Origin of the sequence: Carboxylicivirga mesophila (assembly GCF_018271975.1) — a bacterium.
Taxonomy (GTDB): domain Bacteria; phylum Bacteroidota; class Bacteroidia; order Bacteroidales; family Marinilabiliaceae; genus Carboxylicivirga; species Carboxylicivirga mesophila.
In genome coordinates, this window is sequence record NZ_JAGUCN010000036.1 from 21,480 (window position 1) to 47,093 (window position 25,614).

At 40.5% G+C, this 25,614-nt stretch carries 17 protein-coding genes; 9 read left to right on the plus strand and 8 right to left on the minus strand.

The window, feature by feature from the left end:
* Window positions 1-5: 5 nt before the first annotated feature.
* Window positions 6-1,193, minus strand: a complete 1,188-nt coding sequence (locus KEM09_RS20650; RefSeq protein ID WP_212231551.1) for a porin family protein — start codon at window positions 1,191-1,193, stop codon at window positions 6-8.
* A gap of 384 nt (window positions 1,194-1,577) precedes the next feature.
* Window positions 1,578-1,856 carry a hypothetical protein gene (locus KEM09_RS20655; RefSeq protein ID WP_212231553.1) on the minus strand — a complete coding sequence of 93 codons (279 nt, stop codon included), beginning with the start codon at window positions 1,854-1,856 and terminating at the stop codon, window positions 1,578-1,580.
* Window positions 1,857-2,248: 392 nt separating this feature from the next.
* Here KEM09_RS20655 and KEM09_RS20660 point away from each other — a divergent pair, with 392 nt between their 5' ends.
* The gene (locus KEM09_RS20660; protein WP_212193100.1) at window positions 2,249-2,704 is read left to right on the plus strand and encodes a hypothetical protein; all 456 of its coding nucleotides are present in this window, start codon (window positions 2,249-2,251) and stop codon (window positions 2,702-2,704) included.
* Between the two features lie 202 nt (window positions 2,705-2,906).
* Window positions 2,907-3,272 carry an arsenate reductase family protein gene (locus tag KEM09_RS20665; protein WP_212231555.1) on the plus strand — a complete coding sequence of 122 codons (366 nt, stop codon included), beginning with the start codon at window positions 2,907-2,909 and terminating at the stop codon, window positions 3,270-3,272.
* A 92-nt stretch (window positions 3,273-3,364) separates the two neighbouring features.
* Here KEM09_RS20665 and KEM09_RS20670 read toward each other — a convergent pair whose 3' ends face one another.
* Window positions 3,365-4,639: a S28 family serine protease gene (locus KEM09_RS20670; protein ID WP_212231557.1), complete on the minus strand. Its 1,275-nt coding sequence runs from the start codon at window positions 4,637-4,639 to the stop codon at window positions 3,365-3,367.
* Between the two features lie 658 nt (window positions 4,640-5,297).
* Between KEM09_RS20670 and KEM09_RS20675 the strand changes: the two genes are divergently transcribed.
* The 4 genes from KEM09_RS20675 (at window position 5,298) to KEM09_RS20690 (ending at window position 12,814) form a co-directional block, all read left to right on the plus strand.
* Entirely contained in the window at window positions 5,298-9,821 is a 4,524-nt protein-coding gene (locus tag KEM09_RS20675; RefSeq protein ID WP_212231559.1) for a T9SS type B sorting domain-containing protein, read from the plus strand.
* Between the two features lie 8 nt (window positions 9,822-9,829).
* On the plus strand, window positions 9,830-10,840 hold the full coding sequence (locus KEM09_RS20680; protein ID WP_212231561.1) for a PorP/SprF family type IX secretion system membrane protein: 1,011 nt from the start codon (window positions 9,830-9,832) through the stop codon (window positions 10,838-10,840).
* A gap of 77 nt (window positions 10,841-10,917) precedes the next feature.
* Window positions 10,918-11,823 carry an Ig-like domain-containing protein gene (locus KEM09_RS20685; RefSeq protein WP_212231567.1) on the plus strand — a complete coding sequence of 302 codons (906 nt, stop codon included), beginning with the start codon at window positions 10,918-10,920 and terminating at the stop codon, window positions 11,821-11,823.
* A gap of 31 nt (window positions 11,824-11,854) precedes the next feature.
* Window positions 11,855-12,814: a PorP/SprF family type IX secretion system membrane protein gene (locus KEM09_RS20690; RefSeq protein WP_212231569.1), complete on the plus strand. Its 960-nt coding sequence runs from the start codon at window positions 11,855-11,857 to the stop codon at window positions 12,812-12,814.
* A gap of 56 nt (window positions 12,815-12,870) precedes the next feature.
* On the opposite strand, the gene KEM09_RS20695 is transcribed toward KEM09_RS20690, so the two are convergent.
* Window positions 12,871-13,497, minus strand: a complete 627-nt coding sequence (locus KEM09_RS20695) for a hypothetical protein (protein ID WP_212231572.1) — start codon at window positions 13,495-13,497, stop codon at window positions 12,871-12,873.
* 431 nt (window positions 13,498-13,928) lie between these two features.
* On the opposite strand from KEM09_RS20695, the gene KEM09_RS20700 reads away from it, so the two are divergent.
* From KEM09_RS20700 to KEM09_RS20710, 3 genes are all read left to right on the plus strand, one after another.
* A complete protein-coding gene (locus KEM09_RS20700; protein ID WP_212231574.1) occupies window positions 13,929-14,384 on the plus strand; it encodes a peptidylprolyl isomerase in 456 nt (151 codons plus the stop codon).
* An 11-nt stretch (window positions 14,385-14,395) separates the two neighbouring features.
* Window positions 14,396-14,770 carry a DUF3127 domain-containing protein gene (locus KEM09_RS20705; protein ID WP_212231576.1) on the plus strand — a complete coding sequence of 125 codons (375 nt, stop codon included), beginning with the start codon at window positions 14,396-14,398 and terminating at the stop codon, window positions 14,768-14,770.
* A gap of 76 nt (window positions 14,771-14,846) precedes the next feature.
* Entirely contained in the window at window positions 14,847-15,998 is a 1,152-nt protein-coding gene (locus KEM09_RS20710; protein WP_212231578.1) for an MFS transporter, read from the plus strand.
* Window positions 15,999-16,005: 7 nt separating this feature from the next.
* Here the strand turns inward: KEM09_RS20710 and KEM09_RS20715 are convergent, their stop codons facing one another.
* The 4 genes from KEM09_RS20715 to KEM09_RS20730 form a co-directional block, all read right to left on the minus strand.
* Window positions 16,006-16,899, minus strand: a complete 894-nt coding sequence (locus KEM09_RS20715) for a radical SAM protein (RefSeq protein WP_212231580.1) — start codon at window positions 16,897-16,899, stop codon at window positions 16,006-16,008.
* 37 nt (window positions 16,900-16,936) lie between these two features.
* Window positions 16,937-18,442, minus strand: coding sequence for a PD40 domain-containing protein (locus tag KEM09_RS20720; protein WP_212231582.1), 1,506 nt, complete (start codon window positions 18,440-18,442; stop codon window positions 16,937-16,939).
* A 1-nt stretch (window position 18,443) separates the two neighbouring features.
* Complete coding sequence (locus KEM09_RS20725; RefSeq protein WP_212231584.1) at window positions 18,444-19,427, minus strand: PorP/SprF family type IX secretion system membrane protein; 984 nt, start codon at window positions 19,425-19,427, stop codon at window positions 18,444-18,446.
* Window positions 19,428-19,437: 10 nt separating this feature from the next.
* A partial coding sequence (locus tag KEM09_RS20730) for a tandem-95 repeat protein (protein WP_212231586.1) occupies window positions 19,438-25,614 on the minus strand: 6,177 nt, incomplete at its 5' end.

The window sequence follows — 25,614 nt, forward strand, 5'->3', positions numbered from 1 at the left end:
TCTTATTAGAACATTATACCAAATCCGGCATTAAACGTTTTTGCATACTCATCGCTGGCTGCCGACTTAACAAACTGCATGTCTGCTTTCAAAACAGCATTCTGAGTAAGTTTTAAAGTTAGGCCAGTTGTAATGGCTTTCACATCGTACGCATCATTTTTAGCAAGGTTACCATCTGTTTTGCTGTGGGTGTCATAAGCCTCGTAACGTACGAAAGGAATCAGGCCTGTTTTTACACTGTCAAGATGTTTAAATACATCATAACCAGCTTCTACATAATATCCGAACATGCCACTGCCAAGGTCGTTACCAGTGAACTCGTTGTATTGTTTTGTGTTTGAAAGCGATGTGTGATAGTACTGACCGCGTAGTTGTAATCCACCATATGTGTAGCGGGCATCTAATCCAATCATGGCCATGCCAACAGTTGAAGAATCAGCTGCAGCAACACCTTCTTTATCGCTTTTATCAAGACCATCATAAAGTGTGCTTTGTGAATCGCCAAAGTACCCCGACAAACCAATGTTTAAGCCGCGGATACCAAAGTATTCAATTTTACCGGTGAAGTTAGGCGAGCTAACATACGCTTCTGCACCTTTCTGGCGACCTTTGCGCAACCCGTTTTTACCACTGAATTTGCCCGAGCCATCATAACCGTTAAATCCGCCAACAACATATGCCTGATAGCGAATAGAAGCAGGTAAAATATTACCTGTGAAACCGGCTCCAATCTCGCGCCATGTTGTAGGTGCAATATACTTGTCAATTAATGGTCGTTCAACGCCATTAAAGGTATTTGGTTCGTGATACTCGTTCACAATACCCATTGGTATCAGCATCAGACCACCACGGAACTGGAAGGCATTGCTTAATTTGTGTTGGATAAAGGCTTGCTCTACATACACTTCGCTGACGTGCTCAAACTCCAATTCGGTTACAAACTGAGTTTTCTCATTAAAGTTGTATCCAAACAACATAACCACACGGTGCACATCCAATTTCCCATTGTTGTAGGTGTCTGAATTCATTGGCTGATTGAAATGAACTTCACCATAACCACCAATGGTTAATCCCTGGTTTGAGTTTAAGAGGCGTTGAGCTGAGTTTAACTGCTGCTCATCAGCATTGGTGTTTTGTGCATTAGCACTTAAAATGCCGGCAAATAATGCGGCCAGTAGTACGATTCTTTTCATTGTTTGTTGATTTCCCTTTGCTTCTAAAATTGATAAGAAGTTTGTGTTTGTTATTTGGGTACAAAATTACCTCATAGCAACAATGCAGGAAATCCCTAAATGTTGGTAAATATTAGTAGTAGTTATAACGTAGTTAAATGAGTAGGTGTGTGTAAGTGTCAGTATTTTAGCGACTAATGGGTTTGTGAGGAGTGTGTGGTAAGGATTGTTGAAGATATACTCCCTACTATTGGGGATAGCTGCGGTTGCTTAAAACAGTTCATTCAGATGCTATTCTGGTTGATATTATTTTGCAAAAATGGATTAACGGATGAGGATGGAAAAAGCCAAAAAAAACTTCTGTCAGTTACGACAGAAGTTTAAATAAGATTGTCCCTTAGCTAATTAAAGGGCATTTGTTTCTTCTGAAATAGATAAAAACTGCTCCATCATGCTTTTTCTCAGATTCTGGTAGTATGCTTTTACCTTTTTAGCATTGTTTTTTGCGTCAGGGTGATTAGCTTTAGCTACTAATTCATTTCTGAATTCAATGGCCTTCACCATCACTTCGGCAATTTTATCATTATTCACATCCTCTTTCACCAATTGTTTAACGTAAGCTTCAGTAATCAGCTCTGATGCCAGAAAGTTGATGTCTTTCTTTAATTCTCTAACGCTTGCCATATTGTTATCTTTTAATATTTTAAGAACAGCACAAAGGTAACCAATATTTTATATTTATATGGCTTGTTGAAATCGAACTTGCAAAGCTTGATACTTAATTTTTTGGTGGCATCATCTTATTTGGACTTGAATCTTGTCGTATAATTAACATTGTGGCATTACCTAATAATCTTTGTCAGTGATAATCGCTTTAATGATTTACTACGCATACTTATTAATGTTTAGTCGGTTCGGGGGCATAAATTTATGTTGTGTTAGTTAGGTTTTTTAAACAAAAGATTGGTAAATTGGTTGTAAAAGAGACGCTTTAGTGAGCAATACAAATAATTCTTTTGTAATTGGATATTATTAATTTTGCAAAATATTCAATTGATAACTTTAAAAACTTAATTATGAAGAAGCTTTTAGTATTAGTAGCCTTGGTGGCAGGTATTACGTTCTCCGGTAATGCACAGGAAGTAGGTCTGCGTTTTGGTGGATCAAATGGTTTAGGTGGCGTAGCTATTGATGGAGTTTTTACAATGGGCCAATTTAGCCGTGTGCATGCCGATGTAGCTTTCTGGGATGGCTACATGGGGATTGATGCATTATGGGATTTCATTTACCGTCCAATTGGTGAAGAGGCATTTAACTGGTATGTTGGTTTCGGACCATCAACTCTTATTGGCGATGAATTTTGGTTAGGTGCATCAGGTGAGCTTGGAATTGAATATAAATTTAACCAGGTGCCGATTGCATTAGGTCTGGATTGGCGTCCAACTTTCTGGTTGATTGATGACACTCAATTGGGTGTTGATTCATTTGGCCTAAATGTGCGTTGGGTATTTGGAGGTAATGGCTCTAAATAATAAACTGTTTATATATCCAAATAGAAAAGCTCGTTCTTCATAACGAGCTTTTTTATTTAGGAGTATTGTCTATAAAAATCATTGGTTCATCTATTAAAAACCGACGTTTACCAAATACTGCGTTAATAACAGTCAATTTAATGAGCTGTTTTGTAACCCTTTGCTATCTTTGATACAGCAAAACCGAAAACCCCAGTTTAAAGTGTTGAAAGGAAAAGTATACTTGTTGCAAACCTGCAACACTTGTAAAAGAATATTGAAGCAGGTAAAGATCTTTGGTGATTTTGATGTAAGAGATGTAAAAAAATATCCACTATCAACTGAAGAAATTGATGATTTAGCCCAGAAAGCTGGCGGATATGAACGCATATTTAATAAGCAATCTCAAAAATACCGACAGTTAGGCTTGAAAGATAAGGTGTTGAGTGAAGCTGATTATCGCAAACTGTTAGCCGAAGAATATACTTTTTTAAAGCGTCCTGTTTTTTTGATTGATGATAAAATTTTTATTGGAAATAGTAACTCAACCGTTGATTTATTAACAAAGTATTTGGTATCCAATAAATAAAAGATATTCCATTACTACCTAACCCAAATGTAGAAACCACGTAGTAATAAAACGGCTTCCAGAAATGGAAGCCGTTTTTTTATTTAGTTTAGTTAATTACTCAGGGTAGCATTAATCTGTTCCAATACTTTTTCTTTTGTAGTATCAGGCAGTGTTTTAATACGTGCAAGGTGTGAACCACCCGGTTCAACCGCTCTGAAGGTATTTGTGAGTTTTTTATTATTCAATGAGGTTGAACCCCATGGGTCGTTCTCTCCGATTATCGCTATTATCTTCGGATTAGCAGTTTCCAGTTTAGACATAAGAGAGTGCATGGTTGGAACAAACTTTAGTGTGTCACCTCCGGGTGCAAACATGCAACTGCTGATGGTGTCTTCCTCAAAGCCTTTTAGGAGCGGTTTAAGTTCGCCTGGTGTGTATGCGTAATAGCCAAGTTCTTTGTACGCCTGGTAAAAGAATGGTTTGATAGATTCCCAGCTTTGGTCGGAAACATAGCCAATGTCGCTTCCATTGCGCAAATGTTCAAATAGCACTTCAGCAGATGCCGTAGGTGCCGGAATATCGTTTACATTGCTGCCCCATTGCCAAAATGAGAATGGGTATTCAAGCACCACCAGATCATATGCTTTCTCATCGCCCATGCGGAAGGTATACTCCTTGGATGCAGCATATTGCTTAAATAACGGCATTATCTCATTTCGTTTTTCCAGTACAACCTTTTGGAAACGATAGATGCGCTCGCGTTCTTCTTCTGTTCCTACATTATGAAAGAAATCAAATAGGCGATGATCTTCTCTTGCCAGATTAATTGGAGCAACATATGGTACGCTCAGATCCACATCATCAGGAAAGAGAGCCCTGTGAAAAATAGCTGTCTGACCTCCTTTGCTAATGCCGGTTGTGGCCCACTTGGTTTTATAGAGTTGTTTAAAAAACTCGATGATGCGGTGGTGGTCAAAGGCAGCTTGTTCAACTGTCAGGTATTGCCAGTCGAGGCTATCAGGGCACGATTGTGAGAAGTACCTGTGCTCAACAATCAATTGGTTGGCATTAGTTAGTCTGGCCAGTTCCGATGTGTAATTGCGATTGGCAGAATATCCTTCGGTAATCATCACTACAGGTGCTTCAGTACTTTTGTGCGAGTACCAGATACGTTGCTTAAAGTGTCCTTTTTCTGGGTGCTCGTGGTCAATTGGTTGCTCAAACCAAACTAACCATGACTGTTCAAATTGCGCGCTGTCTGTTGATATTTTCTCGAAAGAGATCTTTCCAGATGCCGCTAAAAGGTCATAGGGCTTTGAATATGGTTGAGTGCAGGCGCCAATATAAATCAACAGGCTTGCTATAATGTATAAACGTATATGCATGGTTTTAAGTTAAATAGTATAGATTATTCTATTGAATTAAGATTTTAAGGGGATGTTGCGTTAAAACTAGACTTTCCCTAGTTGGCATAGTTATTTGAGCTATATAGGATGACTTATTGTTAATTCAATAACAGACTCATCTAATGCATACAGCTTGACTAATCAAATGATTTCTGGGGGAAAATAGTTTTTTCAACTCAACTACGAGGAGGGATGATTTAATTGATCCAGCATTCGTAAAGTCCTTTTCCAGACTTGTTTAGCGTGTTGAAGTGAGTTGATTTTGGGTGCATTTATTTGTATTTGCTGTCAAAAATAAAACTTTTTAACAAGCAAAAAAATAATGAATACTGTTTGTTGATTGGTGTCGCAGTAATTGTAAATGAATGATAATAAGCCAATTTAGGTTGCGAAAATAAAATTTAGTTAAATAATTCGAATTTTTTGCAACCTTATTCAACAAAATAGAGTATCATCGTGTAGCTTAATCTAAAATTGGACGGTAAATAATGGTAGTCATTTTTGGGGACTATCTTCAAATTGAATAAGCTAGGTTGATAAGTGAGATTTAGGGTGGCAATTACATTGCTATTGTGTTTTTGCGCGTGTACTGTTTTAGATTACAGGCTTTAAATATATATGACCTAAATTGATGACCATGCAGAAAAGCTTATTTGTCTTTCTCACATTGTTTTTTCTTCTTAATAACGCTGGTGCGCAAGTAGGAAAAGAGTTTTGGTTTGTGGCTCCTGATGTAACATATCAACATGGTGATGAGCCAATTGTGTTCAGGATTACGGCTTTAAATACAGATGCCAATGTAACTGTTAGCATGCCTGCTGATGGGGGTAGAGTTATTCAGAATATCAGAGTAAGAGCAAATACTCAGGAGCGCATTGATTTAGATAAAGATGCGGTTGAAAATCATCCTTCAGACCGGGTGAATAACAAAGGCATATTAATAACTTCAGATGCTGATATAACTGCCTATTATGAAGTGGCTAATGGAGTCAACCCTGATAAGTTTACTCTAAAAGGTCATAATGCCTTAGGAATCGAATTTTTTGTCCCTTCTCAAAATACCTATCGTAACAAACCACACAACCAGATTGCGGATGAAAAAGTGGATATTGTGGCAACCGAAGATAATACCACTGTTACAATTATTCCAACTGAAGCAGTTGTAGGTCATGCAGCCAATGTACCCTATACCATTAAATTAAACAGGGGGCAAACCTATTGTATCGAAAATCAAAATGACTGGTCGCCGGCCTCGTCGTTGGCAGGCACTTACATCAGTGCAGATAAAAAGATTGCGGTTACTATCAGTGATGATAGTGTGTGGCAAGGTCCAGGTTTTGGGCCCTATGATTTAATTGGCGATCAGCTTATACCTACTGCAGTAATAGGGACTAATTATATTGCGGTTAATACAAATCCTGATAACCGTACAATCAATAAAGTATATGTGCTGGCAACACAGGACGATACGTATATTACCCTTATTTATCAGTCGCAACGCATGGTGAAGCGTTTAAACAAGGGGGAGCAACTTGATTTAGATATTGGGGGTAATGCCTTATTTATTGATGCAGATAAACCTGTTTATGCCTACCAGTTAGCCAGCCTTTGGAACAGGAGTGGTAACGAAATGGGGAGCGCTGTGTTGCCAAGTACCAACTGTACAGGCTCGAAGACGGTTAGTTTTGTACGCACCTTTACGCTTGAGTTTTGGGTACAATTACTGACGCAGCAAAAGAATCTTAACTCATTTACCCTTAAAGATCAGGATGGTAACGTGCTCAATGATCTAGAAAGTGTGAATTGGATAAAGGTAGAAGGAACCGATGGAGGAGCCGCCGAAGATACCTGGTATAGTGGGATCATTCAATTAGATATAACTACAGGAGCGCCGCATACTATCGAAAACTCAAATGGATTATTCCACATGAGTATCCTTGATGAAAACCAGGGAAGTGTAAGTTATGGCTATTTTTCGTCTTTTGGTCAGTTAAGGGTTGAAGGGCCAACACAGGAATGCCAAGGTAATCAGATTGTATTGAGCACCACAGAGCCTATGAGGAGTTATAACTGGTTTTCTGAACATACAGGTGACGCTGTATTATCTACTTCACCAACTTTATCGGTCAGCCAGTCAGGAACCTATTGGGTTACAGCAGAGGTTAATTTTGGTGGCTGTCTGCAAACAGATAGTATAGAAGTGGAGTTTTTGTTGCCCGAATTTGATTTGGGACCAGATACAGTGGTTTGTCCTGATGAAACCATCACATTTGAAGTGCCGAATGGTTTAGGCACCTACGAGTGGTTCGATGGCTCTAATGGACATTCTACTTCTGTTGTATTATCAGAAGGCGAAACAAAAGAAGTTTGGTTAACGGTAACCGATGGCTTTAATTGTTCCAACACCGATCGTAAACAAGTATCAACGCATACACTTCCGGGCATAGTATTAAATACAACTGAACTATGCCAGGGAGAAAGAATAGTGGCCGATGATACAAATATTGAACGTTTTGAGTGGCGCCTGAATGGCCAGGTGTTGAATTTAGATCCAACGCAATACTATATTCAACCAGCAGTTTCTGGCAGATACTCACTTACTGTATGGGGGGCTGAAGGTTGTCCTGTTACTGAAAATTTTGACGCCACTGTTCATACTCTGCCCAACTTTACGGTTGGAGATCAGTTAGGCTGTATTGCTGCCACAACTTCTATTGCTGCTCCTCTTACAGGTGCGGGTTTTTCATATTTGTGGTCCGATAATTCAACAGGTGCAAGTCTGGATGTAAATGTGGCGGGAGACTACTGGTTGGAAATCACTGATCAATACGGGTGTGTGACCCGCGATGAGTTTAATTTCGACTTTTTACCACCGGCTCCATTTGATCTGGGGCCCGACAGGGAAGAGTGTGCCGGTATTACCCTCACAATTGAACAAGGCAGTGATTATTCGAATTTTGTTTGGCGATTTCAGCAGGATGGCACTGGAGCAATAACAGATCTGCCAACTCCTACACCTGAATGGGCTTATGAGATTAGTCCGGCCAGTCCGGCAGATAATGGTAGATACTACGTAACCGCCATTGACAAAGATGGCTGTGCCGTGGCCGATGATGTAGAAGTAGCATTCGTTGATGCACCTGATCCTCAATTAGGATTAAGCCAAAAATTATGCTCAGGTGAAGAAATTACGATTACGGTAACAGATGGGTATGATAACTATGAGTGGTATAAAGACAATGTTTTACAACCAACATTAACTACCGCCCATATACAAACTATGAGTCCTGGTGTTTACCGAGTGAACGCAACGATTGGTGGTTGTACAAAAACCAATGAAGTGACCGTGACAGAGCATGCTAAGCCAACCGTTGCTTTGGTCGATCCGGGAAGTATTTGCCCCAATGCTACACAGGTAATTAATATTGATAACTTTGCAAGCACCGATGGCGCATTTGCCTACCTGGAATGGAATACCTCTCCTCGCCGTTATACCAACTGGGCCACTGCACAATTGGTGGTTGATGGCCCCGGCACTTATTCAGTAACTGCCTATGATGAGTATGGTTGTGCGGCAACTGATGCGGTCTCGGTTGGTGCATTTTCGGTAACCGATATTGGTATAGCTCCTATCGAGGAGACTTGTGGCAATGAAGATGCAGTCCTTGAAAATCCTGTTAACACTGCTCGCTCATACGATTGGTATAAAATAAATACAGCCAGTGATGCACATTTAATAGCCAATGATGCATGGGTAACAAATATCGCCGGTTCATACAGATTGGTTGTAGAAGATGAGAACGGCTGTATAAATGCAGATACAGTAGCTGTCAAAACCTTGCCTGTTCCGCAGGTTGAACTAGGCCCGGCACGTGAAATGTGTGAAGGCGATACCATTAGCATACAAACAGATCCTTCTTTTACCACTTATCGCTGGAATGGCGATGATGCCCTTAACGACTTTTTCATAACTGTTACAAGCACTAATACCTATCGGGTGGAAGTAACGAATCGCGATGGTTGTACCGCTCTTGATGAGGTAGATGTAATTGTTCATCCGATTCCTAAGTTTACTGTGGCTGATCAAATAGATTGTGCTGGTGAGTTGTGCACCTTAAATGCCCCGGCTGGATTAACAAACTATCGCTGGTCAAACGGAGCCACTACATCAAGCATTAATGTTCCTAAAGGAACTTATACCTTAAGTGCTGAAACACCCGAGGGGTGCATTGGTAGAGCAACAGCTCAGGTTAAATGGCATCCGGTGCCTCAGGTGAGTATTGGCGCAGATACGGCTATTTGTCCGGTTGATATTATTCCACTTGAGGCAACGGCAGGTTTTGAACTCTACGAGTGGCACAATGGGGATGTTGGCCGATTTTCATATGCTAATTTCTCAGACACCGTTAATGTGGTGAAAGTAAAAGATGCAAATGATTGCTGGGGCTTCGATACCAAAATGGTTCATGCGCTACCTGCACCCGATTATGAGTTGTGCCCTGATACAGCTGTTTGTAATGGCGATTCTTTATTGCTTGAGGCTGGTTATGATTACTTCGATTACCGGTGGTTTGATGATAGTCGATTACCAACCTACACGGTAAAGGAGCCCGGTCAATATTGGGTGCGCGTGTTGGATGGTTGTTTCTGGTTGCAGGATACCACCACTGTCGTTTTTCATGAAACACCTGTTATAGCTACATTAGACACATTGATATATGGTCAGATAGGGGTGTTGGCAGAAGGAGGCACAGAGCCATATGTTTATGCTCTGAATGATGACGACTGGCAGGAAGAGAATGTATTTAAGAAGTTGGAAAATGGCACGTATATAGTTCAGGTGCAGGATGTCAATACTTGTATGGCTGTTGATACGGTTGTGCTTAATTCAATTGTAGATATAGAAGTGCCTAATTTTGTAACTCCTAACAATGATGGTATAAATGATCGTTGGGAAATAAAAGGGATGGAAAAATTTCCGGATTCCATCATCAAAATATACGATCGTTTTGGTAAACTGCTCATTGAATATAAAGCCTCAGAACCTGGGTGGAATGGTGAATATCTGGGTAAGTCGGTGCCATCAGATGCTTATTGGTATGTTATTGAGGTTTTACCTTTGCAAAAAATGCTAAAAGGACACATTACGCTAAAGAGGTAGATTGAACGATGAAGAAGTATTTGCTGATAATAGGTGTTTGTTTGGCTTGTTTGGTGTGTCAGGCACAAAAGTACTATATAACTAACCAGTACCTGTATGACTTGTACCTGATGAATCCTGCAGGAGCTGGGTTTTATAAAGGCTGCTACGAGTTTAGTGGTTATTATCAGAAGCAGTGGTTCGGGCTGGAGCAGGCGCCCACCACTCAAGTGGTCAGTTATCAGGGGCCCCTTGCCGAAAGTCTTGGCTTGGGTACATACTTCTATAACGACAGAAATGGCTTTTATTCAGAGATGGGTATTCAAACATCCCTTTCCTACGAGGTAATGTTTACTAAAAAGCGCAAACGGACTGCATCCATGACCTTTGGGATGTCTATTAATGCTGAACAAAGTTCTGTTAATCAGACTGATTTAACGGATGGGGCATTGCTCGATCCCAGTATTACGGGTGCAAATGAGAGTGGATGGGGATTTAATGCCAATGCAGGTATATTGTTTAAATACAACGATTATCATGCGGGATTTTCAGTCACCAACATTCTGCCTCAAAACAATCCAATGTACCTCAATGAAAATGAACCTGCTTTAACCTCAGATATTCATATTCATGTCGGTACGACATTCAAGGTGGCCGATCGCGATATTTTTCTGGAACCGCTTGTCATGTATCGGCGAAATATGTTGGTGGATAGTAAATTGGATATGAGTGTGAAAGGCTTTTTTCCAACACCCGATCCTAACTTATCGTTATGGGGGTTAGTAAGCTATCGTCGTACAATGGATCATAATTTTGGCAAAAGCCTGGGGTTAGGCACAACAGCAGGGGTTCAAATTAACAATTTTCTGGTTGGACTTGAATACCAGGTAGGACTCACAGGTGCCCAGTTAGATTATGGAAGTGCCTACCAACTTATTTGTAAGTACCGTATTTGCAAGGATAAGTCGAAAGGTTCAATTCCTTGTTCCGAACGTAATCGCAATAAGCGAAATAAGGCCATTAAGCGCCTAAAACTATAGACGTCCTCCGGCAATTTTATTGGATAAAGGTGTAATAATGCTATTTTTGATGACTGAGAATCCTAGAATAAAGCTTCATGCGCACATGCTCAATCATATGTATACTCCTTTCTATCATCTGCTTTCAATCGAAAGGGCAGGATATTGTATATGCCAATGATGATAAAATCAAAGGGTTTGAAAATAGCGCTGTAAATATTCCTGTTTTAAACAATGATTTCGGTCTGGAGAAGGGTGTGAGTAGCCTGACTATAGTTGTGGCAGCTGAGCACGGAACAGCTGTTGTTGAAGCAGATAATACAATCACGTTTATTCCTAATCGCTCGTTTGTGGGCAGCGATGATTTTATTTATAAAGTTTGTAATGCAGATGGCAATTGTGATGAAGCAACAGTTTTTGTTGAAATTGAAGATGTTGATTTTCAGCCTGAAGCTGTCAATGATACAGTAACCTACCTGCATGGCAACCCTGTTGTGGTTGATTTTATGGATAACGATATCATTGAAGGGGATGAACCAATTACTGTAACTATTTTGGGTGAACTGTATCAGGGAACCTACTTTCTTAATCGTGATAATATGTTGGAGGTTGAGTTTGAGCGGCGTTTTGTTGGAAAAGATTCACTCGATTATGTGATATGCGATGTTGATAATGACTGCAGTCAGGCCCGTATAATTTTCTACGTTCAGCATGGGGGCGATATCGACTTTTATATTCCTGAGGGCTTCTCACCCAATGGGGATGGAATAAATGATACCTTTTATATCCCAGATTTCTCAACTTACCAGGGCATTAGTATAACAGTTGTCGACTCATGGGGCGGTATTGTTTATGAGAATGCCTCTTATCAGAATGATTGGAATGGGATAGCCAATAAGGGCTCAAAAAAAGGGCAATTGGTTCCGGCCGGCACCTATTATTATATAATAGCTGTTGAGGGCGTTGATAAAAAGATAACTGGTTTTGTGTATGTGGCTAAATAGTAGAATAACATATTGCCGGATAACTCATTGCATGGTCTTATTATCATGCTTATTGTTGCCATGTGACCTGTTTGCCCAAAGCGATTTGATATCTTCTCAGTATATGAACTCCCAGTTGATGATTAATCCGGCTTATGCAGGGGTACGAAATGCCTTTAGCGTAAATGCTTTGTCGCGTCAGCAGTGGATGGGCATCCGCAATGCGCCAACAACCTATGCGATAAATATGCATTCGCCACTTAATAAGCGCATGGCATCGGTAGGAGCAAGTGTACTGCACTACCAGAGTGGTCCGGTGCAGCACAATGAACTAACTGCAGCTTACAGTTATCTGTTAAGATTAAATCATCAGATGTTTATATCTCTGGGCATCAGTGCACAGGTTAATCATTACAATGTTGGATTAAGGGATTTGGATGTGATTGAGGATAATGATCCAAGTTTTCAGAATAATCTGGATAATGCTTTTAAACCCAATTTTGGGGCTGGTATATTTATTTATTCGCCACAGTTTTATTTTGGTGTATCTGTTCCTAAAATTCTCAATAGCCGCTTGAGCCTTGAAGATACAGGTGGCGTTGTGCTGGAGCAGGTTACAAGTGCTTACATTGCTTCAGGATACGCATTTAGTGTTAGTAAGGAGGTGATTTTGAAACCGTCATTGCTTGGGCGATACCGACCTTCTGCTACAAGTTCTTTTGATGTTAACATGCAGATGATGTATAAAAACCTGTTTTGGATAGGTGCTTCTTATCGGCTGAACAATACCTTGGCTGCATTATTAAATGTACAGGTGACCGAAACACTGGCTGTTGGTTATTCTTATGATTTTGCCGTTGGCGATAAAGTTAATTTTGGAGTGGGTAGTCATGAAATATCATTAACCTTTGATAGTGATAAGCTGATTAAGCGGAACCGTGACAGGCGATTTAATAAGAAAAAGGTAACTAAAAAGGAGGATAAGGCAGTTCAGTCAATCAGGTATTTCTAATAAAAAATGCCGACTTAGGCCGGCATTGAAATATGTGAATTGTCATGAAACAATCTCTAGTTTTTCAGAGCAATCAAAATTGGGCAGGTGTTGTCAAATTCAATCGATTTGATTCCTTCAATTTCGCTGGCTGGTACTTTACCGAATGCGGTCAAATCTGTCATCCATGCTTCAACTTCAAGTGTTTCTTCAGCGTTGGCATAAGCATTGTTATCTATATCTTCATTGAATTCATCTAAGCAAGTCATCCACATTTCAACTGATAAAGGTGCTTCTTCCTGTGTTGAGAATGAGTTCAGATCTGTCATCCACTGTTCTATAACCAATAGTTCAGGTTCTTCAATTGAGTAACTATTGATATCTGTCATCCAGTTCTCAACAACTAAATCATAATCATCGGTTGAAAAGGAATTCAGGTCAGTCATCCAGGCTTCTACCATTAACACTTCAGGCTCTTCATTTAAATAGTTATCTAAATCAGTCATCCATTCTTCTGTTTCCAGATATTCTTCAGTAGGAAACGAATTTAAATCGGTCATCCACTCTTCAACAGTCAATTGAGCTTCGCTGTCGAGTACTTCATCGAAGAAAGGCTGGGCAGTGATATTAAGAGACATTAATATGGTTACAACGAATACACTTGTGATAGATTTCAGGTTGAATAGTTTGTTTGTAGTTTTCATGACAATTAATTTAATATTTAACAACGCCAGAAGTATATCAAGTGATATGCCAAAAAATGCAAAGTGCATAAAAGCAGACGTTTAAGATGAATTAAGGATTTAAAGGTCTTTTATATTTGACCGATCTTGAAACAAAGTGATGTACGAAAATGAACACTGCGATAACAAATAGTAAGGGATGGTTTTTTAACAAGAAGGTGTTTTAAAAATAAAAGAGGGCTTTGCAGGTAACTTAGGTACAAATTCAAATAAATCAGTTGTGATGCTTCAACTATTTATCTACTTTTGCTTGATATAAGAATTTGAGTTTTTTCTTCGGTAAATATCAGCTAAGTAGTTATTAGTTAGTTTAGCCATGGTGCTTGGCAACTTAATAATTAAGCAGTTCCGACAAAGCCTCATTCTATAAGCAAAGTAATAAATTAAAGCAGATGAAAACAGCAGAAATTCATACCGAAAAGGGCATAATGAGAGTTGAGTTTTATGAGAAAGATGCCCCCAATACAGTAGATAACTTTCTAAAACTGGCCAAAGAAGGATTTTACGATGGATTAAGGTTTCACCGTGTGATTCCTGATTTTGTGATTCAGGGAGGATGTCCTCATTCGCGTGATATCAATAGCCGACGAGCTGGTACTGGAGGTCCAGGATACAGTATTGACTGTGAGCTGGATGGCGATAATCAGTATCATGACAGAGGAGTATTATCAATGGCTCATGCTGGTCGTAATACAGGTGGCTCTCAGTTTTTTATCTGTCATGGTCGTGAAAATACTCAACACCTGGATCGTCAGCATACTTGTTTTGGTAAAGTAGTGGAAGGATTGGATGTGATTGACGACATCCGTCAGGGTGATGAAATAATTAAAATTGTTGTTAACGAATAGAACCCCATAGAATGAATTTTGAAATTTCAGGAAACATTATTGTAAAAGAAGACACGCAAGATATCAGTGCCAGCTTTAAAAAACGTGAGTTTGTTATCGAGGTGGTGAATGAGCGTAACTCCGACTGGAATGATTTTATTAAGTTTCAGCTAACACAAGATAGATGTAACTTACTGAATCCATTACAGGTGGGTGATAATATTAAAGTGAGTTTTAATATCAGAGGTCGCAAGTGGGAAAAGGATGGTAGAGTGAATTACTTTTCTAACCTGGAAGCCTGGCGCATTGAGAAGGAAGAGGCAGCATTGCCACCAGATGCACCTGCTCCATCTTTTAATGAGGCTGATATACCTCCGGCAGGTCCCGAAGAAGATCTTCCGTTTTAATAAGACAGAAATCCTGGGCCTGGTGCTCAGGATTTTTTTTGCAGTAGGAATGCCTGAAATTTAAAAGTAGTATTTTATGCATAAGCCCGGTAAGTTTCAGCTTGGTAAGGTGAGCCTGATTGCTGTTGCTCATTTCTTTCACGATATATACACTGCCTTTTTAGCGCCATTGTTGCCTTTGCTGCGCGATACAATGGGCATTAGCTTAACGTTTGCTGGTTTTTTATCGGTGGTGCAGCGCCTGCCCACCTTGCTCAATCCTTTGGTAGGCGTATTGGCAGAGCGCACCAAAGCCCGGTATTTTGTCATTTTCACACCGGCAATCACGGCTATTGCTATGAGTCTGGTGCCGGTAGCTCCAGATAAACTGACATTGGTTGTACTGGTATTAATTAGCGGAATCAGTAGCTCGTTTTTTCATGTACCATCGCCGGTAATGATGCGCAAAGTGTCGGGCGACCGTATTGGAATGGGCATGAGTTTTTATATGGTTGGAGGTGAACTGGCGCGCTCGGCAGGCCCGGTTGCTGTACTTGGTGCTGTTGAATTATGGGGTATGCAGGGTGTAACTTATTTTATTCCAACAGGTATTCTGGCTTCCACTTTGCTATATTTTAGATTAAGAAATATCTCCATTGCCGAAAATGTAAATAGCGGTAATGGCTTAGCCTACCTAAAGACCTTTAAGAGTTTCTTTCCTTTAATTGTTAGTATTGCGCTTATTCTTTTTTTCAGGGCTGCCATGAAATCAGCCTTAACTTTTTACCTGCCGGTATTTCTTAAATCCAGGGGCGAGTCATTGTGGTTTGCCGGTATTGCATTGTCCATCTTACAAGGGGCCGGTGTAATTGGTACTTTCTTTGCCGGCACTATATCTGATAAGATAGGACGTCGTAATATGCTTTTAATAGCTACAATTGGTGCGCCTGTATTGTTTTTTACTTTTCTATACACCACTGGTTGGCTGCAGATATTAGCTTTAATTGCCACCGGCTTGTTCCTATTTGCCACCGGGCCTGTATTTCTGGCTATTGTGAATGAATACAAAACTGAGCATAACAGCTTTGTCAATGCTGTTTTTATGACCACTACCTTTCTTATTGGCGCAGTAATGGTGCTTCTGGTTGGTCTGATGGGTGATTATCTGAGCCTTGAATTGACCTATAAAATTGTTGGTGCTTTCGCTTTCTTATCGGTACCTGTGGTGTTGTTTTTGCCGAAAAAATAGTTGCTACTTATAACTCCCTTGTTTCATTCAGGTGGGGGCTGGGTACATGTATCGTGTGCTCAATAATATGATCCAGCTGCTGAATAAATTTATCTTTGTCGCGATTTAATCCACCTTTAAAAACCAGGTAATTTGAGGCGTGATCACTTCTGAAAACAGTACTTTCCAGTTCCAGATGACTCAATAAAAGACGCATTTCTTTAAGCATCTCTAATTGAGATAGCGGTTCAAAATACCCTTTAACCCGTGCTTGAAAGTGATTGTATCCGTATGGGAATGATATGACCAGCAAGGCTAATATATCGGGCTGAATAGCATTAAGCAATTGAGCCGAATTGATGGCATGTTGTTGGGTGTATACTTTTCCTCCAAGACCATTCAGAATCATCACTGAGATTTTGATGCCTGCTTTTTTGGCTGCCTTACAGGCTTCAGCCTGTTGAGCAGCAGTTGTACCTTTATTCATCAATTTCAGCACATCATCATCACCCGATTCCAGCCCGATGTAGAGCAAGTCAAGTCCGGCATCCTTCATAGCTTCTAGTTGCTCAAGACTATAAGCAGCCAGTGCCCTGGATGAAGCGTATGCGGAAATTCTTTGAATCGTTGGCAGGCCTTTTTTGATACAATCCAGAATTTTCATGATCAGCGAAAACTCCACTGTAAACAGATCTCCATCGCCAATAAATAAACGCTTGGCAGATGGATGTATTTCTGCAAGTATCCTGATCTCTTTTTTGATGGTGCTTAATGGCTTTACAGAGTAATGCTTGCTGGCGTACATTTCGCAAAATGTACACTTATTCCATTTGCAACCATGCGTTACCTGAAGTATAACTGAATTTGCCTCCGAAGGAGGACGAAATACGGGTTCGTGATAGACTAAAAACGATTCATTCATCGCCGCAAAAGTAATAAAATAGACGGCTCGAAAAGACCTACTTTTCTTTAAGCGCAATGTTTAGCTTCAATATATCATACCTTCCCAATTCCTCGGGACTCAGAACTCCCTTAAAGTCAGTATAAAGTTTCCGACGTACCTGGAATGAATATTTTTTATCTTTTTTCAAATAACATTCAAACTGCCCGGAGCGATCAGTTTTAAGCGTCATTTTAAGCCCTGATTCCAGTTCGATGATATCAATCAACGCATTTGACAGTAAGGTTGAATCAACCTCACTCATTATTTTGGCGTTAATAATACAAAAATCAAGCGGTTGAATGAGTTGTAAGGCATAAATGTCATCGCCACCTGCGCCTCCCTCACGGTTGGATGCAAAAAAGCCTAGTTGATTGCTACTGCTAATTACTAAGCTAAAGTCATCGGCCTTACTATTAACCGGGTAACCAAGGTTGAACGGCGTTGTGTATTCATTCTCGATGAGTTTTGAAAAAAATAAATCATAGCCACCTAAACCCGGATGCATGTCAGAAGCAAAGTAAATGGTTCCGTTTTTATCGGCAAATGGGAATATTTCATTGCCAGGGGTGTTAATTCTGGGGCCGAGGTTGACGGGTTGTGTGAGGAATCCATTTTTTATTTCACAAGCGTATAAGTCCATTCCTCCATACCCTCCCGGCATGTCAGAAGCAAAAAAGATGTATTTGCCATCAATGGAAAGAAAGGCATGAGCAACCGAATAATTGCCTTTGCGGATGGGCAAGCGTCGCAGGTTTTTCGACCATTTATCACCTTCTTTTTTCGACACGAAGACATCTAAAGTGTTTATGTGTTTGTTGGATGAGCTGGTATTACGGGTGATATATGCCGTTTGCATATCATTCGAAAAGCACAAAGGACCATCATTATATTTTGATTGTAACTCTTTACTGAATAACTCGGCATTGGGGCTTGTTTTATCCACTATATAAAGGTTGAAAAATGATTGACCAGTTTGTACATCTTTGTGCCTTGATATACTCTTTATGGGACGATTGGATGTAAAAACCATCTCTTCGTTATATAATGCGGGTCCAAACTCATCGTATCTTGTGTTAATGGTGAGTGGAATGATTTGATAGCGGGTGGAATCGCGCAGAAGATCATCGTAATACTGCAATAATGATATTGACATGAGCTGATGCGGCAATTCTTTATGTTTGTAATAATCCTGAAAAAAACGATAAGCTTCCTCCTGTTGTCCCTCTTTTAATAACTCTTGTCCCAGTTTCAGATATATCTCTGATTCGAAATCAGGAAAATCAATACACTTTTTATACCATTGGATGGCTTCGGAGCTATCATGCAGCTTTGCGTATGATTCCGCAATTTTTTTGGTGCAGTAATAGGCGTGTTGACCCTCATCCAACAGTTTCATGTACGATTCAATGGCTTTAGTGTAATTGAAACTATGAAAGAGTTCATCTGCTTTTTCCAGTTCCTTCGACTGGGCAAGTGAAAACTGGGTGAAACTAATTATTAGTATCAGTGTTAAATACCTCATATTAAAAATATCTTGGGTGCTGTACTTTCTCTTTTGTGAAATTGAATTCATAAAGCAGCATTATTTCGTGTGTACCATTATTGTATTTACTAAGTTCCGATGTTGTCATGTCATATCCATAACCCACTTTAAATTGTTGGTTAATCTGGTATTGTACGATGGCTCCAAATGCATCATCAAGGCGATAGAAACCACCGAACCAGAATTTTTCGTTGTATAAAAGGTTGAGGTTAATATCCATTGACATGGGAGCAGCCTGTGTAAAGCGTGCTAATATGCTCGGCTTGAACTTAAGGCTATTGTTCAGGTCAAAAACATATCCACTGGTAATGAAGTAGTGCCGGTTTTCTTTCCCACTTGTGCCTAGCACTTCAATGTCGCCATCTGCCAGTTTGTTTTCCAGCAGTTTGGGGATAGAAGCACCCAGGTAGAATTTGTTGGTATAATAGAATAGACCAAAACCAAAGTTGGGCAAAAGCTTTGAATAATCACTGCCCAATAAACTGGGATCTTCATCAACACGACCGGTACTTAATGATGAGATTCGATTCTGGTAAAAGTTAAACCCACCTTTTATGCCAAAGGATAGTTTGCCTTTTGCAGAGGTTCTGATGCGGTAGGCATAATCAAAATATACACCACTTTGGGTGGTTGGATCAAGCCTGTCGTGCATAACAGTGAAACCAAGTCCCACATTATTGCCTACTGAAGAGTGAGCTGTAAGTGTTTGTGTTGATGGAGCACCTTCAAAACCTACCCACTGATGGCGCGATAAGGCCATCAGACTTAATACTTCCCGGGAACCAGCATAGGCGGGGTTGTAAGCCAATGTATTGAACATGTATTGCGTATACATAGGATCTTGCTGCCCTTTTGCTAAATTAGGGAGCCATAAAAGCATTATTGCAGCAACAAGCCCAGCGTATTTCGTGATATTGCGTCGACTAAGCGATGCCTCTTGATTATTTATTGAAATAATTGTCATGGTATCTGTTTTATCGCTTAATGTAAACCGTTCCTTTAATTACCTGGCCTTCTTTTGTTTTGTAAACATAGAAATAGGTGCCTTCAGGTAATTCTTCACTTCCTAACATACTTGACGATGAAAGACCACGCCATGTGTTATCATAGTCAGCACTGAAGTATACTTGTCCACCCCAACGGTTAAAAACAAACAGTTCGTCACCAACTAAAGCCTCGGCGCCTTTAATGGTAAAATGTTGTTGTTCTTTAACAGAACTGCCAGGGACAAATACTTCAGGAATATTTAATGCTCTGCTGGTGCAATTATCAAAGCTATCAATAGCATTGGGGATGCCATCATTATCGCAGTCATCGTATCCTTCATCAACATCCCGAACAAGGTCATTATCCGAATCTTCATCCAGGTAATCAGGTGTGCCGTCGTTATCAGTGTCTCGCGGTACATCATTACAAAGGTCATTAATGTTCCCTTCAATCAGGTCAGTTATGCCATCGTTATCCGAATCCTCATCCAGGTAATCAGGGATGCCATCATTATCCGAATCAAGGTTGTTGAGTTCACTGTTTTCGGTGGCATCTGGTATATTATCTCCATCCGAATCGATGGGGAGTACTTTTATGACCACTTCAGCTGTGTCCTTCCCTCCATTGCTGTCAAGTAATATATAATCAACATTAAAAGTAGAGCACAAGCTGCCAATATTGGCGGTGAACTCCAGAGTCGTTTCATCAATAATAGATAAAATGCCCGGTATGCCCGGTAGATCATCTGGTAATGCAATGGTCAGCTCATCCATCTCAATGTCCGTGCCTAATTCTGGCAGATTAACAGAGACCGGAGTTCCTTCTGTTGCTTCCAGTATGTAATCGCTGGCAACCGGCGCATCATTAACGCTAAGTACACTGATAAAGATGGTATCCTGATCGCATAAAGGAGGTTCGCCTAGATCGCAGATGCTGTACACAATCGTGTCATTACCATAATAGTTCTCAAAGGGTTTATAAGTGACAATTTCGTTCTGAAGCGTTACTTCGCCATGTTCAGGCTCAACTTCGATGGTTAGGCTTCCGTTATCAAGGTTGCCATTGGGATCAAACACACTTTCCAGAGGTCTTATGTTTGTTAATACACCATCTTCACCAACCACTTTATAGATCGGATCAGCAATAGGTTGAGCATTTCCTGTTCTTACAGTTAATCTGACAGTTGCAGTTGAGCATTCCCCATCGGTGTCACATATCTGGTATTGATAGGTGTCAGCACCATAGTAATTTAAATCAGGTATATAAGTAACATTGCCGGTTGAGCCGTTTACCGTTGCAGTTCCATGATCAGGTGCCCTGGTAATCATGATGGAGGCCAGATTCAGGTTATTATCCACATCGATATCATTTGCAGCAACATTAATCACAATGGAGGCCACATCAGAAGTTTCGCCTTCATCATCCACGGCAATAGGCCGATCGTTTACCGGATTAATAGTCAGGCTAACAGTTGCTTCCCCGCTTAAACCTTGTTCGTCGGCTACCGAATAACTAAAACTATCATTGCCATTGTAGTCCTGATTAGGCGTGTAGGTTATAGAGTTCGAGTTGATGGTTAAAGTTCCATTAGTAGCATCACTTGTAATGGCCAACGAAGCAGGATTTATTTCGCTATCAATATCGACATCGTTATCCAATATTGGTAAGTCCATACTCTGATCTTCATTTAACACATAGCTGTCACCATTGATAACCGGAGGATCATTAACTGGGTTTATATTGATGCTAACCGTAGCCTGATCGCAATAACCATCAGCGTCGCACACCTCATAGGTGAAATTGTCAGCGCCGTTTTCGTTGGCGTTTGGTGTATAGGTAATAGTTCCATTGGAGCTGTTAATACTTACTATTCCTTTGATTGGTTGATTAGTAATTGATAATGTATTTGCCAAAATATTATCCTGCGGATCGATATCATTAGCGAGAACATCACAAATAACTGGTGTGTCTTCATTGGTTGAATAACTGTCGTTAACAGCATTAGGTGCCTCGTTGGATACCAGTATTTCAATTGAAGCGATATTACTGTTAGCTCCATCGGTGTCATTAACCTGGACAGTGAATCGATCGGTACCGGAGAAACCATTTTCAGGCGTATAAGTCATGTTGCCAGATGATGGGTCAATGCTTACGGAGCCATCATTCGGCTGCTGAACAACTCTTAAGGATGTTGCATCAATATTACCGTCTACATCCTCGCTGATATCTACAAATAATATTGATACAGGCGTATTTTCAGGTGTTGAATAGTTGGCATCAGATAATACTGGCGCATCGTTGACATTAACTACTTCGATTGTGAAGTTTTGGGATGTTGTGGCTGTGCCATCACTCACACTCAAGCTTACATCATGTTGGCCGACTTGACTGTTAGTTGGTGTGCCGGTTAGTGAGGCATTTCCATTTCCATTGTCAGTAAATGTTAGCCAAGTAGGTGTTACAACACCCTGAATGCTTATTGCATTACCATCATCGTCGCTGCAGGTAATACTATAATTGTACTCTGTATCCTCATCAATTGTAATTATTGGTGAAGATGTAAATACCGGTGCATCATTTGTGTTGGTTACAGTAACTGTAAATGTTTGTTCAGCATATGTTGCAGCATCGGCAGCTCTTAATGTTACATTATGGGTGCCCACATGCTCATTTAGTGGTGTGCCTGTCAATACGGCTGTACCATCAGTATTATCAGTTAGTGTTAACCAGGTAGGACCACTTTCCATTGTAAAAACTGGTATTTCACCAACATCAATATCACTGGCCGATACATTATAGGTATAAGGAGTATCTTCAGACGCTGATTCAACTGGTGTGGAGGTGAATACAGGTGCATCGTTGGCATTGTTAACGTTAATGCTAAATGATTGAGTATTGCTTAATGTACCATCACTTACTGTAATTTCTATTGGATAAACATCAATGTCGTCATTTGTTGGCGTGCCACTTAAAGTTGCGGTTCCATTCCCATTATCGGTAAAACTTAACCAGGAGGCGCTAAAAACAGCATTAATGGTTGGTGTGTCACCATCGACATCGTTGGTGGTAATAGAGTAGTTGTATGGAGTATCCTGAGTAGCTTCCTCTATAGGAGATGAGGTAAATACAGGTGCATCATTGGCTGGTGTGATCGTAATTTCAACATTTGCCTGACTACGCAAACCATCAGCATCAGAAGCTGAATAACTAAAGCTATCGCTACCGTTGAAATTAAGATTAGGTTCATAGCGGATTGTATAGTCACCATTAATAGTTAGTGTCCCATTTGTAGCAGAAGCTTCGATTTGTATGGAGCTTGGTTCTACGCTGTTTTCCACATCGCTGTCATTGCCCAAAACATTCATGTCAATTGGCGTATCTTCATTTATGGTATAACTATCAGCCGCCAGGTTTGGTGCATCATTAACTGCAGTAATGGTTATATTCACCGAAGCTTGATCGGTATAGCCATCTGTGTCACTAACTTCATAAGCAAAGGCATCAGAGCCATTGTAGTTGCTATTGGGGGTGTAATCAACTGTTCCGTTTGCATTAACCGTAAGCGTACCATTGCTTACCTGAGTAATAATACTAACTGATGCTGCATTAATATTATCTTGCGGATCGGTATCATTCGCTAAAATGGTAAAGGTTGATGGCGTATCTTCATCAATTGTAAATGCATCATCAACAGCGTTGGGGGCCTCGTTTGATACTTGTATCTGTACAGAGCCTATATTACTGGTGGCTCCATCTGTATCACTTATTTGCAGGGTAAAACTATCATTGCCAGCATATCCGGTATTAGGTGTATAGGTTACCTCGCCCGATGTCGCATTAATAGATACGGAACCTGAAACCGGTTGATCGACAACTATCAGAGATGAGATATCGAGGTTGTTGTCATCATCGCTGGCGAATCCACTCAAAGGAATTGTTATGGCTACATTTTCTGGTGTTGACCGTGAAATGTTTGAAATAACAGGTGCATCATTCACATTCACTACTGAGATATTAAAGTTTTGGATGTCTCCACCTCCGTTAGGATCCTCTGCTATTAAAATAACATTGTGTACTCCTACATTGGCATTGGTAGGTGTCCCGATAAGCGATCCGGTACCATCAGTATTATCCGTAAATGTCAACCAATCTGGTTTGGTGGGTGCTGTTAACGTAATTGCATCACCATCCGGGTCTGTTACAATAATTGGGTAGTTATATTCTTCATCTTCATTAACCGAAAGAATAGCTGTAGATGTAAATTCAGGATCATCGTTCACATTCGTTACAGTAATATCAAAAGATTCATCGGTTGTTGTTGTTCCATCATCGGCCCTAATGATGATGGTGTAAGAACCTACGTCACTATTAGAAGGTGTACCAAACAATGTGGCTGTTCCGTCATTTTCATCAACAAAATTAAGCCAGGCAGGACCTTGCTGCATTGACAAATCAGGAATATCTCCATCATCGTCACTGGTGGTTATAGTGTAATCGTAGAGCGTTCCTTGTGCGATCGTAGCAGGCGGATTGAATGCTGTAAAAACAGGCGCATCATTTGTATTAATTACATTGATTGTAAAGGATTGCTGGACATTGACTGTCGCATCTGATGCGGTAATAGTCACATTGTTATTGCCAACATATTCATTGGTTGGTGTACCAGTCAGCGTCGCTGTTCCATCGCCATTGTCATTTAATGCTAACCAACCAGGATTGGTCGTTAAAGTAAATGATGGTATTTCACCCAGATCAACATCAGTAGCTGTCACATCGTAGCTGTAAGGAGCATCTTCTGTTGCTGATGTAGGCGGATTTGATGTGAATACCGGAGGATCATTCACATTACTTACTGAGATAGTAAAAATTTGTTCGGTACTGGTTATGCCATCGGATGATGTGAGGGTAACGCTATTGTTGCCAATATGATCATTGGAAGGCGTACCCGATAAGGTGGCCGTTCCATCGCCGTTATCATCTAAAGACAACCAGCCTGGGTTGGTGGTAAGCGTGATGGATGGTATTTGTCCATCCACATCATTGGTAACAACGTTATATGAGTATAACTCATCTTCGTTGGCAGCTGTTGTTGCTGTTGAAGTAAATACAGGCGCATCATTTGTGTTTGCTACATTGATGGTAAAGGTTTGTGTTGTGTTTGCAGTTCCGTCCGATACAGAAATCACTACACCATTATTGCCAACATAGTCATTGGTAGGCGTACCTGATAGGGTGGCTGTTCCATCACCATTATCATCTAATGACAGCCAACCAGGATTAGTCGTGATGGCAAAGTTTATAGGCTGTCCATCCACATCTGTGGCTGTAATATTATATGTGTATAGTGCATCTTCGGTGGCTGTAGTTACAGGGCTTGATGTAAAAACTGGGCCATCGTTATCAGCAGAAATAGTTATCTGAATAGTTGCCTCATTGGAGAAAAGACCACCGTTATCGGCCACCACATAGGTGATTGATTCTGTGCCGTTCCAGTTGGTGTTTGGTGTGAATGTGACAATTCCACTGTTATCCACGGTCCACTCTCCGTTGGTACTGCTATATGTAGTTTGCCTGTTGGCCAGCGACGGATTAAGATCGACAGACGCTATATTGATTGTGCCATCAATGTCCGAATCATTGGAGGTTACATTTACAGAAACGGAGTTGTCTTCGAGACCGCTGTTGCTGTCATTAAATGCTGTGGGTGCATCGTTTACGGCAGTAATTGTCATTTCAATAGTAGCCTGGTTAGATAAAAGACCATTATTATCGGCTACCACATAGGTGATTGATTCAGCACCATTCCAGTTGGCATTGGGTGTGAATGTAACAATTCCACTGTTATTAACCGACCATTCACCATTTGTGCTGCTGTATGTTGTTTGCCTGCTGGTCAGTGTCGGATTAAGATCTACCGACGCTACATTGATAGTACCATCAGTATCCGAATCGTTGGAGGTTACATTTATTGAAACAGGGTTATCTTCTGAGCCACTATTACTGTCATCAGCCGCTGTAGGAGGATCGTTCTGAGGCGTTATCGTAATGCTGACTGTCGCGGTATTTGAAGTAGCTCCGGTATTGTCATTAACGGTATAAGTGAAACTGTCGGATGTAGTTTCAGAGCCGTCGTGTGTATAGGTTACTGTACCGTTGCCATTATT